The sequence below is a fragment of the Plantactinospora sp. BC1 genome, assembly GCF_003030345.1.
Lineage (GTDB): Bacteria > Actinomycetota > Actinomycetes > Mycobacteriales > Micromonosporaceae > Plantactinospora.
Window position 1 is genome coordinate 1,337,724 of the sequence record NZ_CP028158.1, and the last position, 25,798, is coordinate 1,363,521.

Genomic DNA, 25,798 nt, shown 5'->3' on the forward strand with positions numbered 1-25,798 from the left:
ACACCTCACGCCTAGGATCGTCGTATATTTGCCTAGAGGTATTAGGCTGGTCCCTATGGTACCCCTGACCGAGTCCGCCATCCGCGCCTCCTTCGTCAACTGCACCAAGGGCGAGGCGAAGCGTCTCACGGTGCCGAGGGACCTAGACGAGCGCGCCTGGGCCGACCTCGAGTTCTTCGGCTGGCGGGACCCCGCCGCCGACGAGCGGGCCTACCTGGTCGCCGAGTCCGGCGGCGGGCTCGTCGGCGTCGCGCTGCGGGTGGCGCCGCAGACTGGGCGGGTCCGGCGCAGCATGTGCTCGCTCTGCCTGACCACCCACACCGGGAACGGCGTCTCGCTGATGACCGCCCGCAAGGCCGGGCGGGAGGGCCGGCAGGGCAACTCGGTCGGCGCCTACCTCTGCACCGACCTGGCCTGCTCGCTCTATCTGCGCGGGAAGAAGGACGCCGGGCGGCGCCTCGACGAGACGATCACGCTGGCGGAGAAGATCGAACGCACCACGGCCAGCCTCGCCGCCTTCCTCGCCCGGGTCAACGGCTGACCCGACCGAAACCGAGCTGACCCCGGGCGAAACGGCCGGCCGGGCTGACGTCGAACCGACCCACGGCGACGCCGGTCGGCCGAGCCGGCGGGTCAGGAGCGACGGGGCGTCCGCTGCCGCTGGGAGATGCCCTTGAGGTGCCGCCCCAACTCCCGGGCGATCTCCCGGTTGGCGTCCCGTTCGGCCAGCGCCTGGCGCTTGTCGTAGGACCGCTTGCCTCGGGCGACGCCGAGTTCGACCTTGGCCCAGCCGTTCGAGAAATAGAGTGCCAGCGGCACCAGGGTCAGCCCGGGATCGCGGATCCGGTCCAGGATCTTGTTGATCTCCACTCGCCGCAGCAGCAGCTTCCGCATCCGCTTCGGCTGGTGGTTCGTCCAGGTCCCGTAGGCGTACTCCGCGATGTGCAGCCCGTAGAGCCAGAGTTCACCGTCGCGCTCCTGGGCGAACGCGTCGACCAGCGACGCCTGCCCGGCCCGCAGCGACTTGACCTCGGTGCCACGCAGCACGATCCCCGCCTCGTACGTCTTCAGGACGGCATATTCGTGCCGCGCCTTCTTGTTCGAGGCGATGAGCCTGCGCTCGGCTTCCCTGGACGCGACGACCTCCCAGCGTCTCTCCGCAGCGTCTCCCCGCAGAGGGTCTCCGCAGAGTGTCTCCGCAGCGTCTCGACCCGGCTGCCCGGGCCGCCCGGCCGCACCGGGCAGCCAGACTATACGCACCAGGTCAGCACCGGATCGACGGATTTTCCCGGCGTCGCCGAGGGTCGACATCGGGGCCGGATGGAATAATTCCCCGATGCCTGCCGCCGGCCCCAGCCATGTCCTCTTCGACTTCTTCGGCACCCTGGTCGCCTACTCGGCCAGTCGCACCGAGCAGGGCTATCCAGGCTCGCACGCACTGCTCCGGCGGCTCGGCGTCGACCTGGACTACGCCGAATTCCTGACCGCCTGGTCGGGCGCCTTCGCCGAGTTCGACCGGCGCAGCGAGGAGAACGACTCCGAGTTCTCCATGATCGAGGTCGGCACCGTCTTCCTGACCGACCTCCTCGGCCGGTCGCCGGCACCGGAGGACGCCGACGCGTTCGTCCGGGAGTACGTCCGCGAGTGGAACACCGGGGTGCGCTACCTCCCCGGCGTCCCCGAACTGGTACGCGACCTGCACCGCGACCACCGGCTCGCGGTCGTCACCAACACGCACCAGCCGGGACTGGTCCCCGACCATCTCGCGGCGATGGGGCTGGCGCAGTATTTCGACGCCGTCGTCGCCTCGGTGGAGTTGGGCTGGTGCAAGCCGCACCCCCGGATCTACGCCACCGCGCTGGAGATCCTCGGCATCGACGCCGGTTCGGCGGTCTTCGTCGGCGACAGCTACCGGCCCGATTTCGTCGGCCCCGAGCGGGCCGGCATCCGGGCGTACCTGATCGACCCGGAGCGCCGCAGCCCGGTGCCGGAGGCCCGCCGGCTCGACTCGATCCTCGACCTGCCCGCCCGGCTGCGCAGCCGGCAGGCCGACGACGACCGGCTCGCCGGCTCCGCCCACTGACCCGCGCCCGGCGGGCCGGGGTTCAGGACTCCTCCTCCGGTACGCAGACCGTCAGCGCGCCGGGGGCGACCCGGGCCTTCAGTCGGGTGACCCGGTCGCGGGCGCCGCCGTCCAGCTCGTAGGTCATCGGCTCGGCGAACCGGACGTTGATCTTCCGGCCCCGGGTGATCCGGACGAACGGCGAGGAGTCGGAGCGGCCGACCGCCATCTGCCCCAGGGTGCGGACCCAGTCCAGCACCCCGCTGGCGGTCGCCACGCCGACCTCCAGGCAGCCGTCGTCGGGACGGGCGTCGTCGAAGGCCGGGATGCCGCCGGTGATCGTGCCGACGTTGCCGAAGAGTACGCAGCTCGCCTCCCCCTCGAACCAGTCCGCGCCGTCCACCCGGATCCGCATCCGGGTCGTCTCGCTGCGGACGTGCCGCAGCCCGGTCCAGACGTACGCGAGCCGGCCCAGTCGATCCTTCAGGTCGCGGTCGGCGTCCCGGATCATCTCCCCGTCGAAGCCCGCGCCGGCCATCACCGCGAAGTGCTCGCCGCCGAGCCGTCCCAGGTCGAGCCGTCGGCGCGGCCCGGTCAGCCCGATCCGGACCGCCTCGGCCAGATCCTCCGGGATGCCGAGGTTGGTGGCGAGCAGGTTCGCCGTACCGGCGGGCAGGATCGCCAGGGCCGCGTCCGAGCCGGCCATCGCGTCCGAGCAGCGTTGCACCATGCCGTCCCCGCCCCAGACGAAGATCAGCTCGGCGCCCTTGTCGAGCGCCTTGCGTACCTTCTTCGGCGCCTTTCGGCTCTTCGGCACCTCGTACCAGAGCAGGTCCTCGATCCCGGCGCCACGCAGCCGGGAGCGGAGTTCGTCGAGCCCACCGCCGAGGGACTTCTTCCGGTGTGCGACGACCGCGACCCGGGCCACCTGGGCCGGGGTCACGGCCGGTCCGGGCGTCGGGGCGGCGGACTCGGCGGTCATCGTGCTGGTCATGGCCCGGGTCTTACCCAGCGACCCGGGCCACCAAGCGCGTACTCAGAGGGTACGGGCGAGCCGCTCGGCGAGCAGTCGGGTGAACCGGGCCGGGTCGCCGAGTTCGCCGCCCTCGGCGAGCAGCGCCATCCCGTAGAGCAGTTCGGCGGTCTCGGCCACGGTCGGGTCGTCCCTGCGCTGCCCGTACGCCTCGCGGAGTCCGGTCACCAGCGGGTGCGTCGGGTTGAGTTCCAGGATCCGCTTCACCACCGGCATCTCCTGCCCCATCGCCCGGTACATCTTCTCCAGGGTCGGGGTCATGTCCTGGGCGTCGCCGACGATGCAGGCCGGCGAGGTGGTCAGCCGGGACGAGAGCCGCACCTCCTTGACGTTCTCGGCGAGCTGGGTGGTCAGCCAGCCGAGCAGGTCGGCGAAGTCCTTCTCCTGCTGCTCCCGCTCCGCACCGGCGTTCTCCTTCTCCTCGTCGGAGTCGAGGTCGACCTGCCCCTTGGCGATCGACTGGAACTTCTTCCCGTCGAACTCCGGCACCGAGGAGACCCACATCTCGTCGATCGGGTCGGTCAGCAGCAGTACCTCGTAGCCCTTGGCCCGGAACGCCTCCATGTGCGGCGAGTTCTCGATCATGGTGCGGGACTCGCCGGTCGAGTAGTAGATGTCGGTCTGCCCCTCCTTCATCCGCTCGACGTACTGGGCGAGGGTGGTCAACTGCTCCGGGTCGTGGGTGGAGGCGAACGAGGCGATCTCCAGGATCGTCTTCTGGTTGTCGAAGTCGTCGAGCAGGCCCTCCTTGACCGCCCGGCCGAACTCCGACCAGAAGGTCCGGTAGCGCTCGGCGTCGTTCGCCTGCATCTCCTTGACCGTGGAGAGCACCTTCTTGACCAGGCGGCGGCGCATCAACTGGATGTGCCGGTCCTTCTGGAGGATCTCCCGGGAGATGTTCAGCGACAGGTCCTGCGCGTCCACCACACCCTTGACGAAGCGCAGGTACTCCGGCATCAGCTCCTGGCAGTCGTCCATGATGAAGACCCGCTTGACGTAGAGCTGCACGCCGCGCTTGGCGCCCCGCATGAAGAGGTCGAACGGTGCGCGGGACGGGATGAAGAGCAGCGACTCGTACTCGAAGGTCCCCTCGGCCCGCATGTGGATGGTCTCCAGCGGGTCGGTCCAGTCGTGGCTGAGGTGCCGGTAGAACTCCTTGTACTCGTCTTCCTTGACGTCGTCCTTCGACCGCGCCCAGAGCGCCTTCATCGAGTTGAGCGTCTCGGTCTCGGTGGTCGTCTTGCCGTCGTTGTCGGTCCGCTCGACCGACATCCGGATCGGCCAGGCGATGAAGTCCGAGTAGCGCTTGACGATCTCCCGGATCTTCCACTCGGCGGTGTAGTCGAAGAGCTGGTCCTCGGCGTCCTCCGGCCGCAGGTGCAGGGTCACCGAGGTGCCCTGCGGCGCCTCGTCGACGGTCTCGACGACGTAGGTGGCGCCGCCGTCGGATTCCCAGCGGGTCGCGGTGGACTCGCCGGCCCGCCGGGTCAGCAGGGTCACCTTGTCGGCGACCATGAAGCTGGAGTAGAAACCGACGCCGAACTGTCCGATCAGGTCCTGCGAGCCGGCCGCGTCCTTGGACTCCTTGATCTTTTCCAGGAGTTCCGCCGTGCCGGACTTCGCGATGGTGCCGATGAGGATGACGACCTCGTCCCGGGACATCCCGATGCCGTTGTCCCGGACGGTGAGGGTACGCGCCTCCCGGTCGACCTCGATGACGATGTGCAGGTCGGAGGTGTCGACCGCCAGTTCCTTGTCGGCGAATGCCGCCAGCCGCAGTTTGTCCAGCGCGTCCGAGGCGTTGGAGATGAGTTCCCGCAGGAAGATGTCCTTGTTCGAATAGATCGAATGGACCATCAGCTGGAGTAGCTGACGCGCCTCGGCCTGGAACTCGAAAGTCTCGGTCCCCGTGCTCATGTGATCCTCCACGAAATGCCCGCTGCGCCAACGACGGAGCGCCGCCGGTGAGTCTGGATCACACGGTTACGCTCCGGATAGCCGGCGCCATACTAATTGACCCCGGCATCGGGACCGCGCAGACCCGTACTCCCGGCCGCTGGGTGGTCACCGGCGGCCACGGCGGCGGCGTGCGCGGCGAGGCCGGCCGCGACCTGGCCGACGAACCGGCCCAGCGCGCGCCGGTAGAGCCAGCCGGTGCCCGGCACCCTGGCGGCGAAGGTGGAGTGCCAGCGGATCGAGGTGCCGCCGCCCTCCGGGGTGAGGTCGACGTCGGCCCGGTAGTCGCGCAGCGGCAGCCCGGAGAGGAGTTCGTAGCTGAACCGGCGGTCCGGCACCCGTTCGACCACCCGCTCGCGGCTGGTCACCCGGCCGGTCCGAAAGATCCGGATCGCGCCGACGCCCTCCGGCTCGTCCGCACCGGGGCGTTCCAGCTCGAAGGAGTCCAGCGGTGACCAGCCGGGCCAACCGGCGCCGTCGACCAGCAACGCGTAGACCACCGCCGGGCTGGCCGTGGTGTGCACCCGTACGTCGATCTCTTGTCGCGCCACCGTCCGCACCCTCCCCGATCCCTGTACCAACTGGTACGTGTACCGTATGGTACATGCCTGCCGGAGTACGCGAAGAGCTGCTCGCCCGCGTCGTCGACCGGATCGCCGACCAGGGCGTCGGCGCGCTGAGCCTGCGCCGGTTGGCGGCGGACCTCGGCACCAGCCACCGGATGCTGATCTATCACTTCGGCTCCAAGGAGGGACTGCTCGTCGAGGTGGTCCGGGAGATCGAGCGCCGGCAGCGGGCCGCACTGGCCAGTCTGGAGTTCGACCCGGCCACCGCACCGGCGGACGCGATCCGGAGCATGTGGCGACGACTGGCCGACCCGGCGCTCTGGCCGTACGAGCGGCTCTTCTTCGAGCTGTACGGGCAGGCGGTGCAGGGCTATCCGGGCACGACTGCGCTGCTGGAGGGGGTGGTGGACAGTTGGCTGGACCTCAACGTCGAACTCGCCGCCCGGCGGGGCGTACCGGCCGAGCTGGCCCGCACGCACGCCCGGCTCGGGCTGGCAGTGATCCGGGGGCTGCTGCTCGACCTGCTCGCCACCGGCGACCGGGCCGGCACCGACGCCGCGCTGGAAGCCTTCGCCGCCAACTACCAGGCGGGACTGCCGAGCGGGCCGCGAGACGGCGCGGGTGCCCGCCCGACCGGACGGACACCCCCGCCGTAGCTCAGGGCCGCACGAACGTCACGTCGGGATGCCGTGGCGACGGGTCCCGCAGCAGCGGCTGCGGCCGTCCCCGAAGGTGCTGGTCGAAGAAGGCGCCGAGGTACGCCCGCAGCGATCCGACGATCCGGTCCGGGTCGACGGTGCCGATCGAGCCGGCGACCAGATCCGGCGGCAACGGAAACACCTCCGCGAGCTGCGGCAGCAACGCCTGGTGGTCGGTGAAGGTGAAGTGCTCGCCGTCGGCCACGTAGAGGTCCAGCTTCCAGCCGGTGGAGTGCGCCCAGAAGCCCGCCCAGTCCCGGGCGTGCTGGTGCGTGTGCGGCGCCCCGGAACTCTGCCCCGCCCCCATCAGCAGGAACGGCCGGTCCAACCCCTGGTGTACGACGTCGCCGAAGTCCCCGGCCGAGAAGCTGTAGGCGAGACTCCCGTCCATGTCCACCCCGGCGTCCAGCCGGCGGTCCACCAGCATCGTCTCGGCCGCCGTGAAGCCTCCGGCAGAGTGGCCGAACATGCCGACCCGGGACAGGTCGAGCCCGGCGCCGAGACCGGGCGGCAGCCGCCGGCCCCCGGCGTCCGGGTTGCCACCCCGGGCGAGCAGCACGAGCTGGTCGAGGACGAAACGGGTATCCCGGATCCGGGTATCGAGCATCCGGTGGTTGAGTTCGGTGGGGTCGATGTCGGGAAGCCGCTGCGTCTCGACCCGGCCACCGGGAAACTCGACCTCCGGCGTCTCGTAGGTGTGGTCCACCGTCACCACCACGTACCCCCGGCTGGCCAGCTCGGTCACCAGCATGGTGCCGTGCGCCCTGGCTACGCCCCCGCCGGGTGAGAAGAGCACGACGGGGTGGCCGCCGCGCCGGGGGCGTACGGGCACCCCGGCGCGGGCGTGGGTGGCGATACCGGCCCAGTCGACCTGACCGGCGGCCAGCCCGAGCTGCGCGTCGGTACGTTCGGCGAACCGCTGCGCGGCCAGCGGCGGCAGGTACGGCGCCGGACGGCCGGCGTGGGCGGTGAGCGTCGGGTACCAGAGGCTCACCATCAGTTCCCTCGGCCGCCCCTCCACCCACGGGTCGGGGCGGGCGGCGTCGAGCAGGTGCAGTTCGCTGGTGCCGACCGGATACGGCCCGGTCGGCTCGGGCAGGCTCAGCCGCAGCGGTGTGGAGCCGGCGGGTCCGGTCGGACCGGCAGCCGGCGGCCCGGTCCGGGCGAACGCGGCCGGCGCGGCGGCCGGCACCGACACCGCCAGCAGCGCCACGAGCCCACCGAGCAGCCAGCGTCGAGAAGGTATTCGCATGCCCACAGACTGGTTCGCGCCGGCATCCCGGCACATCTGCCGAAGGTGCCCACCGCGACCCGGAGAAATCTCAGGGAAGTCTCGCCCGGAAACCAGGGTCGGTGTCCGGCGGGACACGGCAACGGCCTCGCGGCGAAGCCGCACGGGTGCGAGGGCGTCCGGGGCTCAGCGGGACGCGGGCTGGTTACGCGCGAGCGACACACCTGAGCCACCGCACCGGGTGCCCCTGATCCACCCACCACCGATCAGATCCACTTCTCGGCCACTTCCTGTATCAACTCGGCGGACTGCTGCCGTGGAAGCGCCTCGCTCCGAACGGCCTCCCATGCCCGCTGTAGTACCGCCAGGTCGTCCGCGTTCTCGATCACCTGCCAAGCCAACTGGTTGTCGAGATAGCCGGTTTCGCTCCGGTCCCGCGCCGTGGCGATCGCGAACGGTCCGTTCAGCCCGGGGTACGCGCCGACCGACATCGGGACGACATGCAACCGCACGTGCGGCAGGGTGCACGCGGCTACCAGTGCGTGCAACTGTTCACGCATCACAGCCGGCCCACCGACGGGGCGGTGCAACATCTCCTCGTCCAATACGGCCGTGAGGTCCACCGGGTTCTCCCGGGTCAACACCGCCTGGCGAGCGAGGCGCATCGCAAGCCGGCGCTCCGTCTCCTCCAGGTTGGTCAACCCTGCCTCGGTGAGCACCGCTCGGGCGTACGCCTCGGTTTGCAGCAGGCCGGGCACGACCAGAGCCTGAAATGATCGCAACGACACCGCTCCCTCTTCGACGGTCCACCAGTCGATGAACCACTGGGACGAGCCGAGGCGGGCGGCGAGGCGGCCGAGTGCGCCACCGGTCTGTAGGGCGCCGTCGACGGCGGCCCAGAAACCGGGCGGCGGTTTACGACGCCCACTCTCGATCATCGCGATGGTGGAGGCCGCCCACGGAATATGCCGGGCGAGATCCTCCTGCGTCATTCCGCGCGCGTCTCGGGTCAGGCGAAGTTCGTCGAGGAGATAGCGAATTCGATCATCCATCCTCACACCGCCCTCACAGGTCTGACCGGCGCGCCACACACCGCTCACAATGCGCCGTGACCACCCACAATCCGGCGCGACGCCTTCCGAGGATAGGGCTGGAAAGCCCACTGTGGAAGGGCAAAACTCCCGCTCGCACCGTCACCCGATTCCAATTCAAGGAGGGAACAAACCAATGATTCCGGTAGATCGAACAAAACCGCGCCATCGCCGGGACTGGCGGCGACTCTGGCGGTACTGCCGATGCGGCTGGCGCTGGCGCTGCCCGGACTCGGTCGAACTCGTCCCGATGCCGTACCCGCCGCCGCCGAAGGCGGATCGGGCGATGGTCGTACCCCCGGATCCGCCGCCGCCGACCGGCGTTCGCGCGACGGCCGGACCGCCGGACCCGCCGCCCCCGCTGCCGCGCGCCCGTGCCGGCAACAGCCGGTTTCCGCTCCGGACCTCCGCCGGCATCCATGAGACCGGCCGGGCCGGTTCGCCGACTCCGGCCCAGACCCACCGCGCGGTGCGGTGAATCGACCCGGGCCGGGCGGAACAGCATGACCCGGCCGCTGCTCAGCCGCCGCCGTCCACACGTGCACACCCGTCCGCTCTTCCTCTGCCGGGCCTGCGGGGCGAAATGGCCCTGCCAGCCGGCCCGACTCGTCCTGCTCGCCATGTACCAGGACGACCGGCAGGGACTGCGGCTGTACCTCGCCCGCAAGCTGCTGACCGCACTGGCCGACCAACCGCGCGGCGACGCCGTGACGCTGGCCGTGCATTTCCTCGGCTGGCTGCCCGAGGAGAACTGACGTTTCGCCACCCGACCGGCCGCCCCGGGTCGTCCGCTCCCCCACGGCGGCCCGGGGCAGGCCCGACCTTCGGCTCCTTTTCGGTCCCTCCTGATGTCATGACTTCCGTCGGGCGCCCGGTTCTCCACTCAACCCCGCTCCGGGCGCCCGGCCCGAGCAGAACCTCGACGGAAGGAACAGGGACCATGCGGATCAAGCGGATCGCCGGGCTGGCCCTCGCCGGTGCCGCGGCCGTCGCGGCCGTCGGCTTCGCCGGAGCGGCGTACGCCGACGACCCGGCCGACTCGGAGAAGACGGTACGGATCGTCACCGAGAACAACGGCAACGTCTTCGGCGGCACGGTCGACGTACCGAAGGACTGCCCCGAGAAGAACGGCGGCGCGGCCACGCCCGCCGAAGCCGGCCTGTGAGGTACCGCCGATGAGCCTTACCGAAGCCGGCCCGGAGACACCGCGCGTCCCGCCGGAGGCGGCGCACGTCGCGCCCGAAGCGCCGCACGTCGCGCTCGAACAGGCGATGTTCGAGGTCAAGCGGGTGATCGTCGGGCAGGACAGGCTGGTGGAACGGCTCTTCACCGCGCTGCTGGCCGACGGGCACTGCCTGCTGGAGGGCGTACCCGGGGTGGCGAAGACCCTCGCCGCGCAGACCCTCGCCGTCGCCGTCGGCGGGACCTTCTCCCGGATCCAGTTCACCCCGGACCTGGTCCCGTCGGACATCGTCGGCACCCGGATCTACCGCGCCTCCTCGGAGAGCTTCGACGTCGAACTCGGCCCGGTGATGGCGAACCTGGTCCTCGCCGACGAGATCAACCGGGCACCGGCCAAGGTGCAGTCGGCGCTGCTGGAGGCGATGGCCGAACGGCAGGTCTCCATCGGCGGACGCAGCTATCCGGTACCGGAACCGTTCCTGGTCCTGGCCACCCAGAACCCGATCGAGTCCGAGGGCGTCTACCAGCTACCCGAGGCCCAACGCGACCGGTTCCTGCTGAAGGTACTCGTCGACTACCCCACCGACGCCGAGGAGCTGGGGATCCTCTACCGGATGGGCACCGCCCGGCCGCAGCCGCGTACGGTGCTGGACCCGGCTCGGCTGCGCGCCCTCCAGGACCGGGCTCGGGCGGTCTTCGTGCACCACGCCATCGCCGAGTACGTGGTGCGGCTGGTGGTGGCGACCCGGCATCCGGACCGGTTCGGTGCGGGTGACCTCTCGGCGCGGCTCGGCTACGGGGCAAGTCCCCGGGCCACCCTCGGCCTGGTCGCCGCCGCCCGGGCGCTGGCCCTGCTGCGCGGCCGGGAGTACGTGCTGCCGGCCGACGTGACCGAATTGGCCGTCGACGTACTGGCACACCGGCTGGTGCTCTCCTTCGACGCCGTCGCCGACGGGATTTCGGCCGAGTCGGTGGTGCGCCGGCTGGTGAGCGCGGTACCACCGCCGCAGATAGCCCCGCAGCAGGCGGAACAGGGACAGCAGGCCGAGGGCGCGCGGCGGGCGGAGCGGGCGGCGTGAGTCGCGGGCGACCCGGCGGGCGGGCCGGGCGGCCGTGGTCGCGCCGCCCGCCACACCGGACGGACCGGAGGAACGGGAGACGCACCGGATGAACGAGGGATACGCCACCGTGCACCACCTCGCGCCACACCGTCGGCTGCGCCGGCTGGAGCTGGCGATCACCCGTCGGCTCGACGGGCTGCTGCACGGGCAGCACCTGGGTCTGCTGCCGGGCGCCGGGAGCGAGCTGACCGGCAGCCGGGAGTACCGGCCCGGCGAGGACGAGGTACGCCGGATGGACTGGGCGGTGACCGCACGTACCGGGGTGCCGCACGTCCGGGAGGTGGACGCCGACCGGGAACTGACCACCTGGGTCCTGGTCGACTCCACCCCCAGCATGGACTTCGGCACCGCAGAACTGGAGAAGCGGGAGCTGGCGGTCGCCGCCACCGCCGCGATCGGCTACCTGACGGCCAGCCACGGCAACCGGCTCGGCGGGCACCTGCTCGGCGCGGACGGGATCCGGCGCTTTCCGGCGCGTACCGGTCGGGAGCATCTGCTCGGCCTGCTGCACACCCTGCTGGCCGCGCCGCGCGGCCCCGCCGGGTCCCGGCCACCATCGCTGGCGCAGGCGCTCGCCGGGCTGCACCGCGCGGCGCCGCGCCGGGGTCTGGTGGTGGTCGTCTCCGACTGGCTCGACGGGCTGCCGGACCCCGCCGGCGACCCGCCGGGCCGGGACTCGGCCGAGGAGCGGCCCGAGTGGGAGACGGAGCTGCGCCGGCTCGCCGTCCGGCACCAGGTGCTGGCGGTCGAGGTGACCGACCCACGCGAACTGGACCTGCCGGACGTCGGACTGATCACGTTGGTCGACCCGGAGAGCGGCCGGCGCCGCGAGATCTCCACCGGCAGCCGGCGGCTGCGCGAACGGTACGCCGACGCGGCGCGGCAGCAGCGCGCACTGCTCCGGCGGGCGCTGCGCCGGGCCGGGGCCGCGCACCTGGCGCTGCGTACCGACCGGGACTGGGTGACCGACATCGTCCGGCACGTGTACGCCCAGCGCCGCCTGGCGGCGGCAGCCCGTACCCCCGGCCCGGCCGGCGGTCCGGCGGGCGGCGCGGCGTGACCGGACGGGACGAGGAGGGATCATGACGCTGGAGAGCCCAGGCCGGTTGTGGCTGCTGGCCGGCGTGGCGGCACTGGCCGTGGCGTACCTGGTGATGCAGCGCCGCCGCAGCCGCTACGCCGTCCGCTTCACCAACCTGCGCCTGCTGGACCGGGTGGCGCCGAGCCGACCGGGCTGGCGGCGGCATGTGCCGGCAAGCCTCTTCCTGGGCATGCTGGGGCTGCTGGTGGTCGGCTTCGCCCGCCCCAGCGACGAGGTACGCGTACCGCGCGAGCGGGCCACCGTGGTGATCGCGGTGGACGTGTCGCTCTCCATGCTCGCCGACGACGTACCGCCGGACCGGCTCAGCTCGGCCAAGGCGGCGGCCCGGGAGTTCGTCGACGGGCTGCCCGAGGAGTTCAACGTCGGACTGGTCGCCTTCGCCGGCAACGCCTCGGTCTTCGTCCCCCCGGAGACCGACCGGCAACTGCTGGCGGCCGGCATCGACCGGCTCGCCGAGGGCGGCACCGGTCAGCAGGGTACGGCGATCGGGGACGCGATCGGCACCGCGCTGGAGTCGATCTCCACCCTGGACGGGCAGGCCGCCGAGGATCCACCGCCGGCCCGGATCGTGCTGCTCTCCGACGGCGCGAACACCTCCGGCAGCGACCCGGAGCAGGCGGCGGCCGACGCGTCGGGTGCCGGGGTACCGGTGGACGCCATCGCGTTCGGCACCTCGGACGGCGTGATCGAGCAGGGCAACCGGCCGATGACCGTGCCCGTGGACGGCGAGACGCTGCGGATGGTCGCCGAGCGGACCGGTGGCGGCTACCACGAGGCGGGCAGCGGCGACGAGCTGCGGGCCGTCTACGCCGACATCGGCAGCTCGGTCGGCTACACCCTGGAGCGGCAGGACGTCTCCGCCCGGTTCATCGGCATCGGGCTGATCCTGGCGCTGCTCGCCGCCGCCGCGTCGATGTTCTGGTTCGCCCGGATCCCCTGACCGGGCCACCATTTCCACAGTGGAGGGAGTGACGGGAAGATGGAGCAGACAGAGGTGACGGCGGCACCACCGGGACTGGGCCGCCCCCGGGGACCGGGCTTCGTCTCCCCGGCGCTGGACGCCTGGCCGAGCCCGCTCGCCCCGGTCGGCGTACCCGAAAAGGAGCCGGCGGCCGGCGCGGCCCGGTGGCGGCGGACGTTGCTGGCCGGGCTGGCGGTGGTGGCGCTCTCGGCGGCCTCCGGCGCGCTGGCCGGCGGATACGTGGCGGCGGACGGGCCGGCGGCGGAGCTGGCCGCTCCCCCACCGGCGACCCCGCTGTCACCGCGCCCCGGGGCCGGCGGCGCGGTGCCGGCTCCCGGACCGAGCGGCGGCGCGGTGCCGAACGACCTGGTCGGTGCCGCCGCCACCGCCCTGCCCGGAGTGCTGTCGGTGCGGGCCGGCCGGGCCGGCGGATCCGGCTTCGCCGTCGACGAGCGGCACGTCGTCACCAACAGCCACGTGGTGGCGGGCGCGACGACGGTGAGCGTGGTCGGCCAGGACGGGCGACGGCTCTCCGCCGAGGTGGTCGGCCGGGACCCGGGCAGCGACATCGCGGTGCTCAGGGTCGCCTCGGCCGGGGCGCTGCGGCCGCTGCGGCTCGCCGCCGACGGCGTCCGGGTCGGCGAACCGGTGCTCGCGGTCGGTTCCCCGCTGGGGCTCTCCGGCACCGTCACCGCCGGCATCGTCAGCGCGCTCGACCGCCAGGTGCGGCTCGGCGACAGCGGCGCCCGGCAGGCCGCGATCCAGACCGACGCCTCGATCAACCCCGGCAACTCCGGCGGACCGCTGGTCAACGCCCGGGGCGAGGTGGTCGGCGTCAACACCGCGATCGCCACCCTGGACGGCAGCGGCAACATCGGGATCGGCTTCGCGATCCCGATCGACCGGGCCCAGCGGGCGGCCGAGCGGATCATCAGGAACGGTGGATAGCGTCGGATCATGCGGCTACTGGTGGTGGAGGACGAGGAGGACCTGGCCGACGCGGTACGGCTCGGCCTGGTCCGCGCGGGATACGCGGTGGACGTCGCCACCGACGTCGCGCAGGCGTACGAGCGGTTGGCGGTCAACGCGTACGACCTGATGCTGCTGGACCTGAACCTCCCCGACGGCGACGGTTTCGCGGTCTGCCACGCGATCCGCCGCGGCGAGGTACCGGTCGAGGGCGGCACCGACCTACGGGTACTGATGCTCACCGCCCGGGGCGCGCTGCACGACCGGGTACGCGGGCTGGACGAGGGCGCCGACGACTACCTGGTGAAGCCGTTCGCCCTGGCCGAACTGCTGGCCCGGGTACGCGCGCTGCTGCGTCGGGACTCCGGCGGTGGGTCGGCGGTGTTGCGGGTCGGCCCGTTCCAGCTCGACGTGGCCCGGCAGGAGGCGAGCCGGGACGGCAACCGGCTGCACCTGACCCGCAAGGAGTTCGGGGTGCTGGAATACCTGATGACCCGCCCCGGTCACGTGGTCTCGGCGGAGGAGCTGCTGGAACACGTCTGGGACGCCAACGCGGACCCGTTCACCCAGACCGTCCGGGTCACCGTCGGCACGCTGCGCCGCAAGCTCGGCGGCGAGGCGATCGAAACCGTCGTCGGACGCGGCTACCGACTGCGGGAGGTGGCGTGACGTGGAGTCCGGCGGGACGCGGCCTGACGGGGAGCCGAGGGTGACGGTGGCGGGAGGTGGCGTGGAGCCGAGGGTGACGGTGACGGGAGGTGGCGTGCCGGGTGCGCCGGGGGGTCGGCGGTTGCGGCGCTGGCTGCCGTTCGTGCGGTCGATCCGGTTCCGGCTCACCGTGCTCTACTCCACGCTGCTCTTCGCGCTGGCCGGGGCCGGGCTCGCCGTCACCTATCTGGCGGTGGAGTACAGCACCAACCCGAAGCCGATCACCAACCAGTACGAGGCGGACGTGGTCAAGCACGGCCGTACCGTCGGAACGTTGACGGTGGCCGAGGTGGACGAGATCGAGTCGGAGGTCAACTTCCGTACCCTGGAGACGCTGCGCAACTACTCCCTGATCGCGCTGGCCGGGCTCTTCGTCGCCAGCCTCGGCATCGGCTGGGTGCTCTCCGGGCGAGCGCTGCGACCGGTGGGCGCGATCGCGCGTACCACCCGGGAGATCCAGGCCACCGACCTGTCCCGACGGATCCGGCTGACCGGTGCCCGGGACGAACTGCGCGAACTCGGCGACACCATCGACTCGATGCTGGACCGCCTGGAGGAGGCGTTCCGGACCCAGCGCCAGCTCATCGACGACGCCTCACACGAACTGCGCAGCCCGCTCGCGATCATCCGGGCCAACCTGGACGCCTCGCTGCTCGACGCGCCAGAGGCCACCGACGCGGAGCGGAACCGGGCCGTCGCCGTCATCGACCGGGCCACCACCCGGATGTCCCGGCTGGTCGAGGACCTGCTCGCCACGGCCCGCCGCCGCGCCGACGCGCTCGCCGACACCGACGTGCTGCTCGACGAGGTGGCCCGGGAGGCGGGTGAGGAGTTCGCCGCGGTCGCCGCCGCCCGCCAGGTCACCGTCGCCTACGACCTCCGGCCCGAGCTGTCGCTGATCGGTGACCACGACGCGCTGCGCCGGGCGGTCGGCAACCTGCTCTCCAACGCGGTACGGCTCTCCCCGGCGGCTGGCACGGTCACGGTGGCGGCGGGGCGGATCGGCGGCTGGCTCTGGGTCGGGGTCGCCGACGAGGGACCGGGGATCGCCGTCGCCGACCAGTCCCGGGTCTTCGACCGGTTCTGGCGCGGCCGGGCGGATCCGGCGGCCGGGGCCGAGCGGCGTACCGGGCTGGGGTTGGCGATCGTCCGGCAGATCGCCGAGTCGCACGGCGGGCAGGTGGCGCTCTTCTCCTCGGTCGGCCGGGGCAGCACCTTCGTGCTCTGGCTGCCGGCCGCGGACCGCACCGACGACGTCGAGCCGCCGACGTCCTCCCCGCTGCCCTGACGGTCGACCACTGCCCTGACGGTCGACCACTGCCCTGACGGTCGACCGCAGCCCTGACGGTCGACCGCAGCCCTGACGGTCGACCGCAGCCCTGACGGTCGACCGCAGCCCTGACGGTCGACCGCAGCCCTGACGGTCGACCGCTGCCCTGGTCGTCCGCCGCTGCCCTGACTTCCGACCGCCGCCCGGGCAGCGGGGCGGGGTCCCTCCGGATCGGAAGGACCCCGCCGCGAGCGTGTGGCCGCCGTCGACCGTCCCGTCGCCCGCCCCGCCGCCGACGGGCGCCCAGGACACGGTCAGGAAACGCCGCAGGAACTCGCCGACCAGGTACGGCTCGACTTGTGCGCCACGTGGGTGTGGTCGCTGTGTCCGGGGTAGCCAGGACCGAGGATCTCCCGCCAGCCGTGGTTACGGGCCTGCTGGGCGAGGCGGCACAGGGAGTGCGGGCTGACGCCGAGGTCGACCGCGTCGCCGTAGAGGTGCCGGCTGGTGGCCGAGCCGCCGACCGCGTTGTTGCAGGCGTGGCTGCGGAACGCGCTGGTGACCCGGATCTGCTGGTCGCCGAGGGCGTGCCGCATGGCCTGGAGCTTCCACATGTTCACCAGGGCGTTGAAGCGGGCGGTGGCGGCCGAGACCGCGCCACCGGACCAGTCCGAGTTGCAGTTGTTCAACTCGGCGTAGCTGAAGTTCACCGGGGTGCAGTCGTCGTCCTGGAGGGCGTAGATCCGGTTGAATGTCTGCGGGCCGGCGATGCCGTCGGCGCCGAGCCCGTACGCCTGCTGGAAGCGGACCACCGCGGCTCGGGTCGCCGGACCGAAGGCGCCGTCGATGGTGAGTACCGCGTTGTAGCCGGGGTAGCCGGCGACCCGGATCTGCAACTGTCGTACGTCCTCACCGGACATTCCCTCCGAGAGGGTCCGGCCCCAGGTGTAGCAGCCGTCGGCCTGGGCGGGTCCGGCGGTGGTCACGGTCGCGACGAGGGTGGCCGCAGCCGCCATGGTGAGCGCCGCGAGGATTCTGACGGTACGTCTGAACAAGGGGTCCTCCATACCGAGCGGGGGTTGAATATCGACGAGGATGGCTGTCCGCCGATCACAAGTCAATATCTTGCAGTGACCTTTTGTGATGCGGCGGTTTCCTTCACCCCTCGGAGACGCACCGTTCACCACCCCGCCGCCGACGAACCCTGGCGACGGCGGGACGGTTTCGGCCCCGGCCGCCTGGGCGGGAGCGGGGCGGGTCGGCGGCGGTCGGCATAGGCTGGCGGACATGCCGAAAGCCATCTGGAACGATCTGGTCGTCGCGGAGAGCACCGACACCGTCGTGGTCGAGGGCAACCACTACTTCCCGCGTACGGCCCTGCGGGACGACCTGGTGCGGGAGTCGGACACGCACACCGTCTGCCCCTGGAAGGGCACCGCGTCGTACTACACCCTGGAGCACGAGGGCCGGCGCAGCGTCGACGCCGTCTGGTACTACCCGGAGCCGAAGCCGGACGCCGAGATGGTCCGGGACCGGGTCGCCTTCTGGAAGGACGTCACGGTCGTCGACTGATCTCCGCCGTCCGGGCAGACCACCCGTATGCCGCCAATTGCGGCATTAGCCTGCGAAGCCACCCCACCGGGTCCGATCCTGAAGCCGTGGCGACGTACGAGTACCGGTGTCCCCGGGACGGGGTCTTCCCGGCCCGGTTTCCGATCGGGCAGGCTCCCGCGCGGGTTCGTTGCGCGACCTGCGCGGCGGAGGCCGCCCGGGTCTTCTCGGCGCCGTCGCTGCGTGCCATGCCGCGGCCCCTGGTCGCGGCCCTCGACCGGGCCGGCCGCAGCGCCGAAGCACCGGAGGTGGTGTCCCGGGTCCCCGGCCGACGCGGCGCGGCGGCCTGGCCGGTCCATCCCGGGCACGCCCGTCTGCCACGACCCTGACGGGTGAAAGGGAAGCCGCGATGCCGGAGCTGTTGTTTCCACTGGACTCGACGAAGAAGTTCACCGAGCAGGAGTTGATGGGCCACAACCGGTGGCATCCGGAGATCCCACCGGTCGCCACCATCCGGCCCGGCCAGTCGTTCCGGGTGCACTGCCGGGAGTGGTTCGACGGCGCGATCCACAACGACGACTCGGCCGAGGACGTCCGGGACGCGCCGCTGCAGATCGTGCACGCGCTCAGCGGCCCCTTCTCGGTCAGCGGTGCCGAGCCCGGCGACCTGCTGGTGGTCGACATCCTCGACGTGGGGCCGATTCCGCAGGAGGATTCGGGGCCGCTCGCCGGGCAGGGCTGGGGCTACACCGGCATCTTCCCGAAGCAGAACGGCGGCGGCTTCCTGACCGACTACTTCCCGGACGCTTACAAGGCGGTCTGGGACTTCAGCGGGCAGCAGGCCACCTCCCGGCACGTTCCCGGGGTGACCTTCACCGGGATGATCCACCCGGGTCTGATGGGTACCGCCCCGTCGGCGGCGCTGCTGGCGAAGTGGAACGAGCGGGAGGGGGCGCTGCGGGCCACCGACCCGGACCGGGTACCTCCGCTGTCGCTGCCGCCACTGCCGGACGGGGCGATCCTCGGCTCGCTGACCGGTGGCGACTTCGACCGGGTCGCGGCCGAGGCGGCCCGGACCGCGCCGCCCCGGGAGAACGGCGGCAACCAGGACATCAAGAACATGACCAAGGGGACCAGGGTCTTCTATCCGGTGTACGTCCCCGGCGCCAACCTCTCCGTGGGCGACCTGCACTTCTCCCAGGGCGACGGTGAGATCACCTTCTGCGGTGCGATCGAGATGGGCGGCTTCATCGACCTGCACGTGGACGTGATCAAGGGCGGGATGACCATGTACGGCGTGTCGGAGAACGCGATCTTCCTGCCCGGGATCGTGGCTCCGCAGTACAGCCAGTGGCTGGCCTTCTCCGGCATCTCCGTCAGCACCGACGGTGAGCAGCGCTATCTCGACTCGCAGCTCGCGTTCCAGCGCGCCTGCCTGCACGCGGTCGAATACCTGACCCGCTTCGGCTACAGCCCGGAGCAGGCGTACCTGCTGCTCGGTGCCGCCCCGATCGAGGGCCGCTTCTCCGGGGTGGTGGACATCCCGAACGCCTGCGCGACGGTCTACCTGCCGACCGCGATCTTCGACGTCGACGTACGCCCCTCCGGCGCCGGGCCGACCCGGGTCAACCCGGGCCAGGGCGCCCCGAAGGCGACGTTCTGAGCTTTCGCCGATCGGTCGCGGCGGTGGTCGGCTCGACCAGGCGCAGCCGCCGGCTGGCCGGGCCGACGGTCAACCGCTGCCCCCAGGCCATCGTCAGGTGGTCGCTGTCCAGCCCGTCGGCGAAGACCACCAGCCGCTCCCGTTCCGCGACGATCTCCAGCGTCTCGTCTGCGCCGAGCCGCCCGGCGGTCAGCGACGCGCCGGTGGCCGGGGACGGCCACGCCTCCCGGACGAACCAGCACAGCGCCGGTTCCTCCGGCGCCGGCAGCGGCGGCGCGGCGGCCCGCTCCCGGGCGATCGAGGCGCACCAGCCGGTGGCTCCGGTGCCGGTGCCGACCACCAGGCCCGAGGAGGACTGGCGTTCCCGTCGGCCGTCGGCGGTGGAGAGCAGGTAGCGCGCCGACTGGTGACCGGGGTGCCCCGCGTAGACCTCGTTGAGCCCGACCAGTTCCTGACCGTCGTCGAGGACGGCCCGGACCATGGTCCGCTCGCGCACCGGCGCCCGTCCGGCGACCACCGTCGGCAGCAGCCGGGTGACCGCCTCCGGCCGGAACCGGACGAGTACGCCCGCGTTCTGCCCCGGTTCCGGGTCGACCCCGATCACCGGCTGCCCGTCGAGGTACTTGGCGACGTTGGCGACCAGCCCGTCCTGGCCGACCGCGACCACGATGTCCTCCGGGGCGAACGGAAACCGGGGCAGGTCGTCCCGGTCCGCCCGGCCCCGCCGCCAGTCCGCCGGGATCGCCGCGCCGACGATGGTCAGCGCCGCCTGGAGCGCCTCGTGCCGGGCCACCACCTCGGCCAGGTCACGCCCCCGTTGGTGCAGGTAGTAACCGGCGGCGGCCCGGGTGCCGTGGTGGGCCAGCAGCTCGTCCAGCTCGCTGCGCCGGCTCACCACGACCACCCTCGGGGCCAGGGTGGCGCTCATCCGGCCCACCCCACCAGCATCGCCCGGCGCTGCGCCGGCCCCGCCGTGGCCGGTGCCGGCCCGGTCACCGGGACAGCCGGCCCAGCAGGCCGGTCAGTACGTCCGGGGTGACCGTGAGCTGGCCGATCTCGGGAAGCTGCCCGGCCACCTCGCGCAGCGCCAGCGCGTGCAGTACCTCCGGGGGCAGGTCCCGGTACGCCGCCAGCCTGGCGGTCTCCGCCTCGGCCTCGGCGAGCCCGATCACGCGTACCCCGTCGGCCTTCGCCCCGGCGAGGGTGCGCTCCTTCTCCGCCTCGGCGGTGGCCAGCACCCGGGCCCGCTCGGCCGCCGCCGCGTTCGTCACCTTCTCCCGCTCGGCCTTGCCCTGGGCGACCGCGAGGTCGGCGGCGGCCTCCAGCTCGACCTTGCGCCGGGAGTTGGCGCCGTGCTGCTCCACCAACTGCTGCTCCCGGCGGGCCAGTTCGATTTTGTTCTGCAACTCGTTCTCGGCGATCGCCCGCTCCTGCTCGACCGCCTGGGCCCGGCGGGCGTAGGTGGCCCGGTCGGCCTCCACCTGCACCGTTTCCCGGGTCGGCGTCTGGAGCGCCCGCTCCATCTCCGGCTCGGGGCGCACCGCCACCACCCGGGCACTGACCACCGAGACGCCCACGTCGGTCAGCCGGCCCTCGTCGCGCAGCGCCGCCGAGACCGCCTCGCGGACCCCGGCGATGTCGGTGAGCGCCTCGGCCAGCGGGACCCGGGCCAGCAGGTCCAGCGCCGGCTGCTGGGCCAGCTCGGCCAGCAGGGTGGCGACCTGGTCGAGCGGGCGCCCCCGGGCGACACCCCTGTGCGGGTCGACCGAGAAGTCCAGCCGGCTCGCCGCCAGCGCCGGGTCGGCGATCCGGTACGTCACCGTCGCCTGCACGGTGACGTCGGCGAAGTCACTGGTCCGGGCGTGGAACAGCAGCGGCAGCTCGCGGTCGTCGATCGGCACCTCGCTGAGTACGCCGACCAGCGGCCGGTACCAGAAGGACTGTCCGATCCCCTCGTGCCGGACCCTGCCCCGCACGGTGTGCCGGATCCACGTGGTCGGCGCCCCGCGCAGGTGTCGCAGGAACAGCCGCCTGGTCACGTCGGCCATGACGCGCCCCCTCTCCTATTTTCGTCGCCATGACGATAAAGGAGATCGTATTTCGCGTCAAGGTGCCGATAAACCGCTCGGCCCGACCCCGGTCAGGCGGCGGCGAGTTGCGGATAGAGCGCGGCGAGATCCGCCGAGAGCCCGGCCTTGACCCGTCGGGTCACGTCGTCGGCGAGTACCTCGAAGGCCCCGACCTCGACACCGTCCAGCGCCTGCCGGGCGACGTCCTCCGGGGCGACCTTCGGCACGTCGAGGTGCGCGGCCATGTCGGTGTCGACGTACCCGACGTGCAGCCCGGTCACCCCGACGCCCTTGGCGAGCAGTTCCAGCCGCAGCGAGTTGCTCATCGACCAGAGTGCCGCCTTGGAGGCGCTGTACGAGCCGGAGAGGGCGAGCCAGGAGAGCACCGAGTGGATGGTCAGGAGGTGGCCGCCGCCGGCCGCGACCATGCCCGGCACGAAGGCCCGGGTCACGGCGAGCGGGCCGAAGAAGTTCGCCTCGAACTCGCGGCGGACGTCCTCCACCGGCGAGTCGAGGAAGTTCGCGGCGACCAGGCCGGCCGCGTTGTTCACCAGCAGGGTGACGTCGGGTGCCCGCCGGGCGGCCTCGGCGACCGACTCGGGATCGGTCACCTCCAGGGCCAGCGGCACGACGTCGGGGTTGGTCACGGTACGCGGATCGCGGGCGGTGGCGTAGACCCTGCGGGCGCCCCGGGCCAGCGCCTCGGCGGCGATCGCCCGGCCGAGCCCACGGTTGCCGCCCGTGACGAGGACGACGGCGTCTCTGATCTGCATCGTGGTGCCTTTCGGGAAGGACGGAAAACCGATCGGTTTCCACCACCGTAAACCGATCGGTTTCCATCCGCAAGCAGGGCGGGTACGCTGCGAACATGACCTCGACGACCAACCCGGCGACCCCCCGCGACCGGCTGCTACGGGCGGCGGCCGAGCTCTTCCACCGGGAGGGCATCGCCACCACCGGGGTCGAGCGGCTCTGCCAGGTGGCCGGCGTCTCCAAGCGGACCATGTACCAGCTCTTCGAGACCAAGGACGCCCTGGTCGCGGAGAGCCTCGACGCCTGCGGCCCGGCGGTGGTCGCGGCGCACCTGCCGGACCGGACATCCAATCTCGGCCCCCGCGAGCGGATCCTCGCCGTCTTCGCCCACCTGGACGAGATGTCCGGGTCAGCCGAGTTCCGGGGATGTCCGTTCCTGAACACCGCCGTCGAACTCCGGGACCCCGACCACCCGGCCAGCGTGGTCGCCCGGGGCTACAAGGACCGGCTGACCGGCTTCTTCGCCGAGCAGGCCCGGCTGGCCGGTGCCCGCGATCCGCAGACGCTGGCCAGGCAGCTCACCATCGTCTACGACGGGTCGGCCAGCCGGGCCGTGACCCAGGGTGCCGGGCTGGACGGGCTGGCCGCGCTCACCGCCTCGGCACTGCTCGACGCCCAACTCGGCACCGCCCTGTCCGAGGCCCAGCCCGGCACCGCCCTCTCCGAGGCCCAGCCCGGCACCGCCCTCTCCGAGGCCCAGCCCGGCACCGGCTGACCCGGACCGTTCGCGCAGCGCCGCCGGCAGCTCCTGTCGGCTACTGCCGGCCTGACGGTTGGCTGTCGCCGGCCTGACGGCCCGGCCTCACCTCAGGTGCCGGGCGAAGAACCGGTTCCCGTCGTCCCCCTCGAAGTGCGGGACGCCGGTGTGCCCGCCCATGTTGGCGTGCAGCGTCTTCTCCCCGGAGCCGAAGGCGTCGAACAGGTCCAGGGCCAACTGCCGGTCGTTTCCCTCGTCGTCCCACTGCAACAGGACAAGCAGCGGAATGGTGACCTGCCGGGCCTCTTCGAACATGGCGCGGGGCACGAAACTCCCGGCGAACAGCAGGGCGGCCGAGATGCGCGGCTCGACCGCCGCCAGCCGGACACCGATGGCGATCACCCCTCCCGCGTACCCGACCGGGCCGCCGATCTCGGGCAGCGAGAGGATCGCGTCCAGGGCGGCCCGCCACTCCGGGACCGCCTTCTCCACCAGCGGAAGGACGAGCCGGTCGACGATCTCGTCGTCGACCGGCTCGCCAGCCGCCAGCGCCCGGTGCAGGTCGGCGCGGGCCTCCTCGGCGGCGGCGGACCGGGGCCGGTCACCGCTGCCGGGAAGCTCGATGGTGGCTGCGGCGAAGCCCTCCGCCGCACAGTGCCGGGCCCGGGCCACCAGTCGGGGGTACATCCTGCGCAGTCCGCCGGGGTGGCCGAGCAGGATCAGCGGGACCGGTGCGGACGCGGATCCGGGCGTCCACAGGATGCCGGGGACCTCCCCGAGGGTGAACCCGCGTTCGAGGACGCCGTCGTCGAGGCGCTGTTGAGCAATGAATTCCACGGTCGTGCCTTTCGGGAGTGCTCGTGAACGGCGCTCCCGGACGACCTATCGCCCGACCGTGACCCCGCAGGGGAGCACCCATGTCGAAACGTTCACGGGTACCACCTCCTCGGTCTCTCGCACGGCCTCCGGAAAGCTAGCAGCGTCGCCATGCCCTGCCAAACCGTTTTCTCGAAGGCCCGGCACGAGCGCCGCACGACAGCCGGCAAACCGACCGCCGCCGCACGACAGCCGGCAAAGCCGACCGCCGTCAACGGCTCAGCCGCTGGTACCGCCGGACGGCCAGCGGCGCGAAGACGGCGATCAGCAGCAGCGGAAAGGCGACCGCCAGCAGCAGCGCGTGCTCCGCCGCCCAGGAGTTCCCGCCGGTCCCCGGGTTGCCGAACAGCTCACGGCTGGCCGCCACCGTCGCCGACAGCGGGTTCCACGACGAGATCGCGCCGAGCCAGTCCGGCATCAGTTCCGGCGCCACGAAGACGTTGGAGAGCGCCGTCAGCGGAAAGGCCAGCGGAAAGACGATCACTCCGACGGTGTCCGGGTTCGGCACCATCAGCCCGAGGAAGATGCCGACCCAGGTGAGCGCGAGCCGGAGCAGCAGGATCAGCCCCACCGCCGTGAGCGCGTCGAGCAGGCCGTTGCGCCACTGCCAGCCGACCAGCAGGCCGCAGACCACCAGCATGCTCATCTCCAGCAGCGCGCGGAGCAGGTCCGCACCGGCCCGCCCGGTGACCAGCGCGGTCCGGGCCATCGGCATCGACCGGAACCGGTCCACCACGCCCCGGCTGACGTCCATCGCGATACCGCTGGCGGTGGCGCCCAGCCCGTACAGCATGGTCATCACGAAGACGCCGGGCAGGAGGTACTCCCGATAGCTGCCCTGGCCGGGCATGGACATCCCGCTGCCGAAGACGTAGCCGAAGACCAGCACGAACATGATCGGCAGGCTGAAGTAGATGGCTATCTCTTCCGGCGAGCGGATCACGTGCGCCATGTTCCGGCCGGTCATCACCCAGCCGTCCACCACCGCACGACGCAACCGGGCCGTACGCCCGGCCGTCGGCCGTACCGGAGGCACCTGCGGCGCCCGGTGCTGTGCCTGCAACGTACTCGTCATGCCGTTACCCCGTTTCGCTCGTCGTCGTACCGGCCCGGCCGGTCCGGCCGGCCCACCACCGCCCCGGTCACGCCGGCACCCCCGCCCGGCCCGGCTGCGCCGCCCCGGCCTGGTGCCCGGTCAGGTGCAGGAAGGCCTCGTCGAGGGTCGGCCGGCGCAGCCCGATGTCCTCGACCGCGATCCCGGCGTCCCGCAGCGCCCGCATCACGTCGCCGAGCGCCGCCACCCGGTCCAGGACCGGGGCGCTGAGCTGCCGGATCTCCGCGTCGAGCGTCACCGGCCCGGCGGAGGAACGTTCCACGATCCCGGCGGCGGTGCCGAGTTCCGCCGCGTTCCGGACCACCACCTCGATCCGGTCCGCCCCGATCCGCGCCTTCAGCTCGGCCGAGGTGCCCTCCGCGACCACCCGCCCGGCGTCGACCACCAGGATCCGGTCGGCGAGCTGGTCCGCCTCCTCCAGGTACTGCGTGGTCAGCAGCACGGTGGTGCCGTCGGCGACGAGGCTCCGTACCGCCGACCAGAGCTGGTTACGGCTGCGCGGGTCGAGCCCGGTGGTCGGCTCGTCGAGGAAGAGCACCTGGGGGGTCATGATCAGACTGGCCGCCAGGTCCAGCCGGCGGCGCATCCCGCCGGAGTACTCCGCCGCCGACCGGCTCGCCGCGGGGGTCAGCCCGAACTGCTCCAGCAGCTCGTCGGCGCGGCGCCGGGCCACCCGAGTCGACAACCGGTGCAGCCGACCGAAAAGGATCAGATTCTGCCGGCCGCTGAGTACCTCGTCGACCGCCGCGTACTGCCCGGTCAGCCCGATCACCTCCCGGACCCGATCGGGCTGCCGGACCACGTCGTACCCGGCCACCTGAGCCCGGCCGGAGTCGAAGCGCAGTAACGTGGCGAGGATCCGCACCGCCGTGGTCTTGCCGGCGCCGTTCGGTCCGAGCAGCCCGCACACCGTGCCGGCCGGCACGTTGAGGTCGAACCCGTCGAGGGCCCGGGTCGCGCCGTACCGTTTGTGCAGTCCCTCGGCCACGACCGCTGATGTCTGCGTTGTCATGCCGTAGACCGTCGCCGACCGCGCTGACCGGTCGCGCACCGATCGCTGACGAC

Annotated in this window: 27 protein-coding genes; 14 read left to right on the top strand and 13 right to left on the bottom strand. The window is 72.1% G+C overall.

The window, feature by feature from the left end:
- Window positions 1-55: 55 nt before the first annotated feature.
- Window positions 56-541: an FBP domain-containing protein gene (locus C6361_RS05535; protein ID WP_107256093.1), complete on the top strand. Its 486-nt coding sequence runs from the start codon at window positions 56-58 to the stop codon at window positions 539-541.
- 92 nt (window positions 542-633) lie between these two features.
- On the opposite strand, the gene smpB is transcribed toward C6361_RS05535, so the two are convergent.
- A complete protein-coding gene (gene smpB / locus C6361_RS05540) occupies window positions 634-1,176 on the bottom strand; it encodes an SsrA-binding protein SmpB (RefSeq protein WP_234359565.1) in 543 nt (180 codons plus the stop codon).
- 160 nt (window positions 1,177-1,336) lie between these two features.
- On the opposite strand from smpB, the gene C6361_RS05545 reads away from it, so the two are divergent.
- A complete protein-coding gene (locus C6361_RS05545; RefSeq protein WP_159079191.1) occupies window positions 1,337-2,083 on the top strand; it encodes an HAD family hydrolase in 747 nt (248 codons plus the stop codon).
- A gap of 22 nt (window positions 2,084-2,105) precedes the next feature.
- On the opposite strand, the gene C6361_RS05550 is transcribed toward C6361_RS05545, so the two are convergent.
- The 3 genes from C6361_RS05550 to C6361_RS05560 all read right to left on the bottom strand — a co-directional run bounded on the left by C6361_RS05550 (window position 2,106) and on the right by C6361_RS05560 (window position 5,602).
- A complete protein-coding gene (locus tag C6361_RS05550; protein ID WP_234359346.1) occupies window positions 2,106-3,056 on the bottom strand; it encodes a diacylglycerol kinase family protein in 951 nt (316 codons plus the stop codon).
- 42 nt (window positions 3,057-3,098) lie between these two features.
- Entirely contained in the window at window positions 3,099-5,012 is a 1,914-nt protein-coding gene (gene htpG / locus C6361_RS05555; RefSeq protein ID WP_107266990.1) for a molecular chaperone HtpG, read from the bottom strand.
- A gap of 92 nt (window positions 5,013-5,104) precedes the next feature.
- Window positions 5,105-5,602: an SRPBCC family protein gene (locus tag C6361_RS05560; RefSeq protein WP_107270754.1), complete on the bottom strand. Its 498-nt coding sequence runs from the start codon at window positions 5,600-5,602 to the stop codon at window positions 5,105-5,107.
- A gap of 53 nt (window positions 5,603-5,655) precedes the next feature.
- On the opposite strand from C6361_RS05560, the gene C6361_RS05565 reads away from it, so the two are divergent.
- Window positions 5,656-6,273 (top strand): TetR/AcrR family transcriptional regulator, encoded by a 618-nt coding sequence (locus C6361_RS05565; RefSeq protein WP_107266991.1) that lies wholly within the window; start codon window positions 5,656-5,658, stop codon window positions 6,271-6,273.
- Between the two features lies 1 nt (window position 6,274).
- Here C6361_RS05565 and C6361_RS05570 read toward each other — a convergent pair whose 3' ends face one another.
- A complete protein-coding gene (locus tag C6361_RS05570; RefSeq protein WP_107266992.1) occupies window positions 6,275-7,567 on the bottom strand; it encodes a lipase in 1,293 nt (430 codons plus the stop codon).
- Window positions 7,568-7,812: 245 nt separating this feature from the next.
- Entirely contained in the window at window positions 7,813-8,598 is a 786-nt protein-coding gene (locus C6361_RS05575) for a helix-turn-helix transcriptional regulator (protein WP_159079192.1), read from the bottom strand.
- Window positions 8,599-9,140: 542 nt separating this feature from the next.
- On the opposite strand from C6361_RS05575, the gene C6361_RS05585 reads away from it, so the two are divergent.
- The 8 genes from C6361_RS05585 (at window position 9,141) to C6361_RS05620 (ending at window position 15,968) form a co-directional block, all read left to right on the top strand.
- On the top strand, window positions 9,141-9,392 hold the full coding sequence (locus C6361_RS05585; RefSeq protein WP_107266995.1) for a flavin reductase: 252 nt from the start codon (window positions 9,141-9,143) through the stop codon (window positions 9,390-9,392).
- A gap of 185 nt (window positions 9,393-9,577) precedes the next feature.
- Window positions 9,578-9,802: a hypothetical protein gene (locus tag C6361_RS05590; RefSeq protein WP_107266996.1), complete on the top strand. Its 225-nt coding sequence runs from the start codon at window positions 9,578-9,580 to the stop codon at window positions 9,800-9,802.
- Window positions 9,803-9,812: 10 nt separating this feature from the next.
- Window positions 9,813-10,898 carry a MoxR family ATPase gene (locus tag C6361_RS05595; protein ID WP_107266997.1) on the top strand — a complete coding sequence of 362 codons (1,086 nt, stop codon included), beginning with the start codon at window positions 9,813-9,815 and terminating at the stop codon, window positions 10,896-10,898.
- Window positions 10,899-10,986: 88 nt separating this feature from the next.
- Window positions 10,987-12,000 (top strand): DUF58 domain-containing protein, encoded by a 1,014-nt coding sequence (locus C6361_RS05600; protein WP_107270755.1) that lies wholly within the window; start codon window positions 10,987-10,989, stop codon window positions 11,998-12,000.
- A gap of 22 nt (window positions 12,001-12,022) precedes the next feature.
- Complete coding sequence (locus C6361_RS05605; protein ID WP_107266998.1) at window positions 12,023-12,982, top strand: VWA domain-containing protein; 960 nt, start codon at window positions 12,023-12,025, stop codon at window positions 12,980-12,982.
- Window positions 12,983-13,021: 39 nt separating this feature from the next.
- Window positions 13,022-13,951 (top strand): S1C family serine protease, encoded by a 930-nt coding sequence (locus C6361_RS05610; protein WP_107266999.1) that lies wholly within the window; start codon window positions 13,022-13,024, stop codon window positions 13,949-13,951.
- A 9-nt stretch (window positions 13,952-13,960) separates the two neighbouring features.
- The gene (locus tag C6361_RS05615) at window positions 13,961-14,641 is read left to right on the top strand and encodes a response regulator transcription factor (RefSeq protein ID WP_107267000.1); all 681 of its coding nucleotides are present in this window, start codon (window positions 13,961-13,963) and stop codon (window positions 14,639-14,641) included.
- Between the two features lie 40 nt (window positions 14,642-14,681).
- Window positions 14,682-15,968, top strand: coding sequence for a cell wall metabolism sensor histidine kinase WalK (locus C6361_RS05620; protein ID WP_234359347.1), 1,287 nt, complete (start codon window positions 14,682-14,684; stop codon window positions 15,966-15,968).
- Window positions 15,969-16,264: 296 nt separating this feature from the next.
- On the opposite strand, the gene C6361_RS05625 is transcribed toward C6361_RS05620, so the two are convergent.
- Window positions 16,265-17,005 carry a D-Ala-D-Ala carboxypeptidase family metallohydrolase gene (locus tag C6361_RS05625; RefSeq protein WP_107263588.1) on the bottom strand — a complete coding sequence of 247 codons (741 nt, stop codon included), beginning with the start codon at window positions 17,003-17,005 and terminating at the stop codon, window positions 16,265-16,267.
- 232 nt (window positions 17,006-17,237) lie between these two features.
- On the opposite strand from C6361_RS05625, the gene C6361_RS05630 reads away from it, so the two are divergent.
- Window positions 17,238-17,522, top strand: coding sequence for a DUF427 domain-containing protein (locus C6361_RS05630; protein WP_107267002.1), 285 nt, complete (start codon window positions 17,238-17,240; stop codon window positions 17,520-17,522).
- Between the two features lie 388 nt (window positions 17,523-17,910).
- The gene (fmdA, locus tag C6361_RS05640; RefSeq protein ID WP_107267004.1) at window positions 17,911-19,164 is read left to right on the top strand and encodes a formamidase; all 1,254 of its coding nucleotides are present in this window, start codon (window positions 17,911-17,913) and stop codon (window positions 19,162-19,164) included.
- Here the strand turns inward: fmdA and C6361_RS05645 are convergent.
- The 3 genes from C6361_RS05645 to C6361_RS05655 form a co-directional block, all read right to left on the bottom strand.
- The gene (locus C6361_RS05645; RefSeq protein WP_107267005.1) at window positions 19,127-20,092 is read right to left on the bottom strand and encodes an NAD(+)/NADH kinase; all 966 of its coding nucleotides are present in this window, start codon (window positions 20,090-20,092) and stop codon (window positions 19,127-19,129) included. The genes fmdA and C6361_RS05645 overlap by 38 nt on opposite strands.
- Before the next feature lie 64 nt (window positions 20,093-20,156).
- Complete coding sequence (locus C6361_RS05650) at window positions 20,157-21,212, bottom strand: SPFH domain-containing protein (protein ID WP_107256114.1); 1,056 nt, start codon at window positions 21,210-21,212, stop codon at window positions 20,157-20,159.
- Between the two features lie 92 nt (window positions 21,213-21,304).
- The gene (locus C6361_RS05655; RefSeq protein WP_107267006.1) at window positions 21,305-22,006 is read right to left on the bottom strand and encodes an SDR family oxidoreductase; all 702 of its coding nucleotides are present in this window, start codon (window positions 22,004-22,006) and stop codon (window positions 21,305-21,307) included.
- Window positions 22,007-22,101: 95 nt separating this feature from the next.
- Between C6361_RS05655 and C6361_RS05660 the strand changes: the two genes are divergently transcribed.
- Window positions 22,102-22,761 carry a TetR/AcrR family transcriptional regulator gene (locus tag C6361_RS05660; protein WP_107267007.1) on the top strand — a complete coding sequence of 220 codons (660 nt, stop codon included), beginning with the start codon at window positions 22,102-22,104 and terminating at the stop codon, window positions 22,759-22,761.
- Window positions 22,762-22,848: 87 nt separating this feature from the next.
- Here the strand turns inward: C6361_RS05660 and C6361_RS05665 are convergent, their stop codons facing one another.
- The 3 genes from C6361_RS05665 to C6361_RS05675 all read right to left on the bottom strand — a co-directional run bounded on the left by C6361_RS05665 (window position 22,849) and on the right by C6361_RS05675 (window position 25,745).
- The gene (locus C6361_RS05665) at window positions 22,849-23,580 is read right to left on the bottom strand and encodes a dienelactone hydrolase family protein (protein WP_107267008.1); all 732 of its coding nucleotides are present in this window, start codon (window positions 23,578-23,580) and stop codon (window positions 22,849-22,851) included.
- 250 nt (window positions 23,581-23,830) lie between these two features.
- Window positions 23,831-24,586 carry an ABC transporter permease gene (locus tag C6361_RS05670; RefSeq protein WP_107270756.1) on the bottom strand — a complete coding sequence of 252 codons (756 nt, stop codon included), beginning with the start codon at window positions 24,584-24,586 and terminating at the stop codon, window positions 23,831-23,833.
- A 175-nt stretch (window positions 24,587-24,761) separates the two neighbouring features.
- On the bottom strand, window positions 24,762-25,745 hold the full coding sequence (locus C6361_RS05675; protein ID WP_107270757.1) for an ATP-binding cassette domain-containing protein: 984 nt from the start codon (window positions 25,743-25,745) through the stop codon (window positions 24,762-24,764).
- Window positions 25,746-25,798 lie beyond the last annotated feature (53 nt).

Coding starts and splice junctions, on each gene's coding strand:
- C6361_RS05535 (WP_107256093.1), top strand. CDS start 56: ATGGTACCCCTGACCGAGTCCGCCATCCGCGCCTCCTTCGTCAACTGC.
- C6361_RS05545 (WP_159079191.1), top strand. CDS start 1,337: ATGCCTGCCGCCGGCCCCAGCCATGTCCTCTTCGACTTCTTCGGCACC.
- C6361_RS05550 (WP_234359346.1), bottom strand. CDS start 3,056: ATGACCAGCACGATGACCGCCGAGTCCGCCGCCCCGACGCCCGGACCG.
- htpG (WP_107266990.1), bottom strand. CDS start 5,012: ATGAGCACGGGGACCGAGACTTTCGAGTTCCAGGCCGAGGCGCGTCAG.
- C6361_RS05565 (WP_107266991.1), top strand. CDS start 5,656: ATGCCTGCCGGAGTACGCGAAGAGCTGCTCGCCCGCGTCGTCGACCGG.
- C6361_RS05570 (WP_107266992.1), bottom strand. CDS start 7,567: ATGCGAATACCTTCTCGACGCTGGCTGCTCGGTGGGCTCGTGGCGCTG.
- C6361_RS05575 (WP_159079192.1), bottom strand. CDS start 8,598: ATGGATGATCGAATTCGCTATCTCCTCGACGAACTTCGCCTGACCCGA.
- C6361_RS05585 (WP_107266995.1), top strand. CDS start 9,141: ATGACCCGGCCGCTGCTCAGCCGCCGCCGTCCACACGTGCACACCCGT.
- C6361_RS05590 (WP_107266996.1), top strand. CDS start 9,578: ATGCGGATCAAGCGGATCGCCGGGCTGGCCCTCGCCGGTGCCGCGGCC.
- C6361_RS05595 (WP_107266997.1), top strand. CDS start 9,813: ATGAGCCTTACCGAAGCCGGCCCGGAGACACCGCGCGTCCCGCCGGAG.
- C6361_RS05600 (WP_107270755.1), top strand. CDS start 10,987: ATGAACGAGGGATACGCCACCGTGCACCACCTCGCGCCACACCGTCGG.
- C6361_RS05605 (WP_107266998.1), top strand. CDS start 12,023: ATGACGCTGGAGAGCCCAGGCCGGTTGTGGCTGCTGGCCGGCGTGGCG.
- C6361_RS05610 (WP_107266999.1), top strand. CDS start 13,022: ATGGAGCAGACAGAGGTGACGGCGGCACCACCGGGACTGGGCCGCCCC.
- C6361_RS05615 (WP_107267000.1), top strand. CDS start 13,961: ATGCGGCTACTGGTGGTGGAGGACGAGGAGGACCTGGCCGACGCGGTA.
- C6361_RS05630 (WP_107267002.1), top strand. CDS start 17,238: ATGCCGAAAGCCATCTGGAACGATCTGGTCGTCGCGGAGAGCACCGAC.
- fmdA (WP_107267004.1), top strand. CDS start 17,911: ATGCCGGAGCTGTTGTTTCCACTGGACTCGACGAAGAAGTTCACCGAG.
- C6361_RS05645 (WP_107267005.1), bottom strand. CDS start 20,092: ATGAGCGCCACCCTGGCCCCGAGGGTGGTCGTGGTGAGCCGGCGCAGC.
- C6361_RS05650 (WP_107256114.1), bottom strand. CDS start 21,212: ATGGCCGACGTGACCAGGCGGCTGTTCCTGCGACACCTGCGCGGGGCG.
- C6361_RS05655 (WP_107267006.1), bottom strand. CDS start 22,006: ATGCAGATCAGAGACGCCGTCGTCCTCGTCACGGGCGGCAACCGTGGG.
- C6361_RS05660 (WP_107267007.1), top strand. CDS start 22,102: ATGACCTCGACGACCAACCCGGCGACCCCCCGCGACCGGCTGCTACGG.
- C6361_RS05670 (WP_107270756.1), bottom strand. CDS start 24,586: ATGACCGGCCGGAACATGGCGCACGTGATCCGCTCGCCGGAAGAGATA.
- C6361_RS05675 (WP_107270757.1), bottom strand. CDS start 25,745: ATGACAACGCAGACATCAGCGGTCGTGGCCGAGGGACTGCACAAACGG.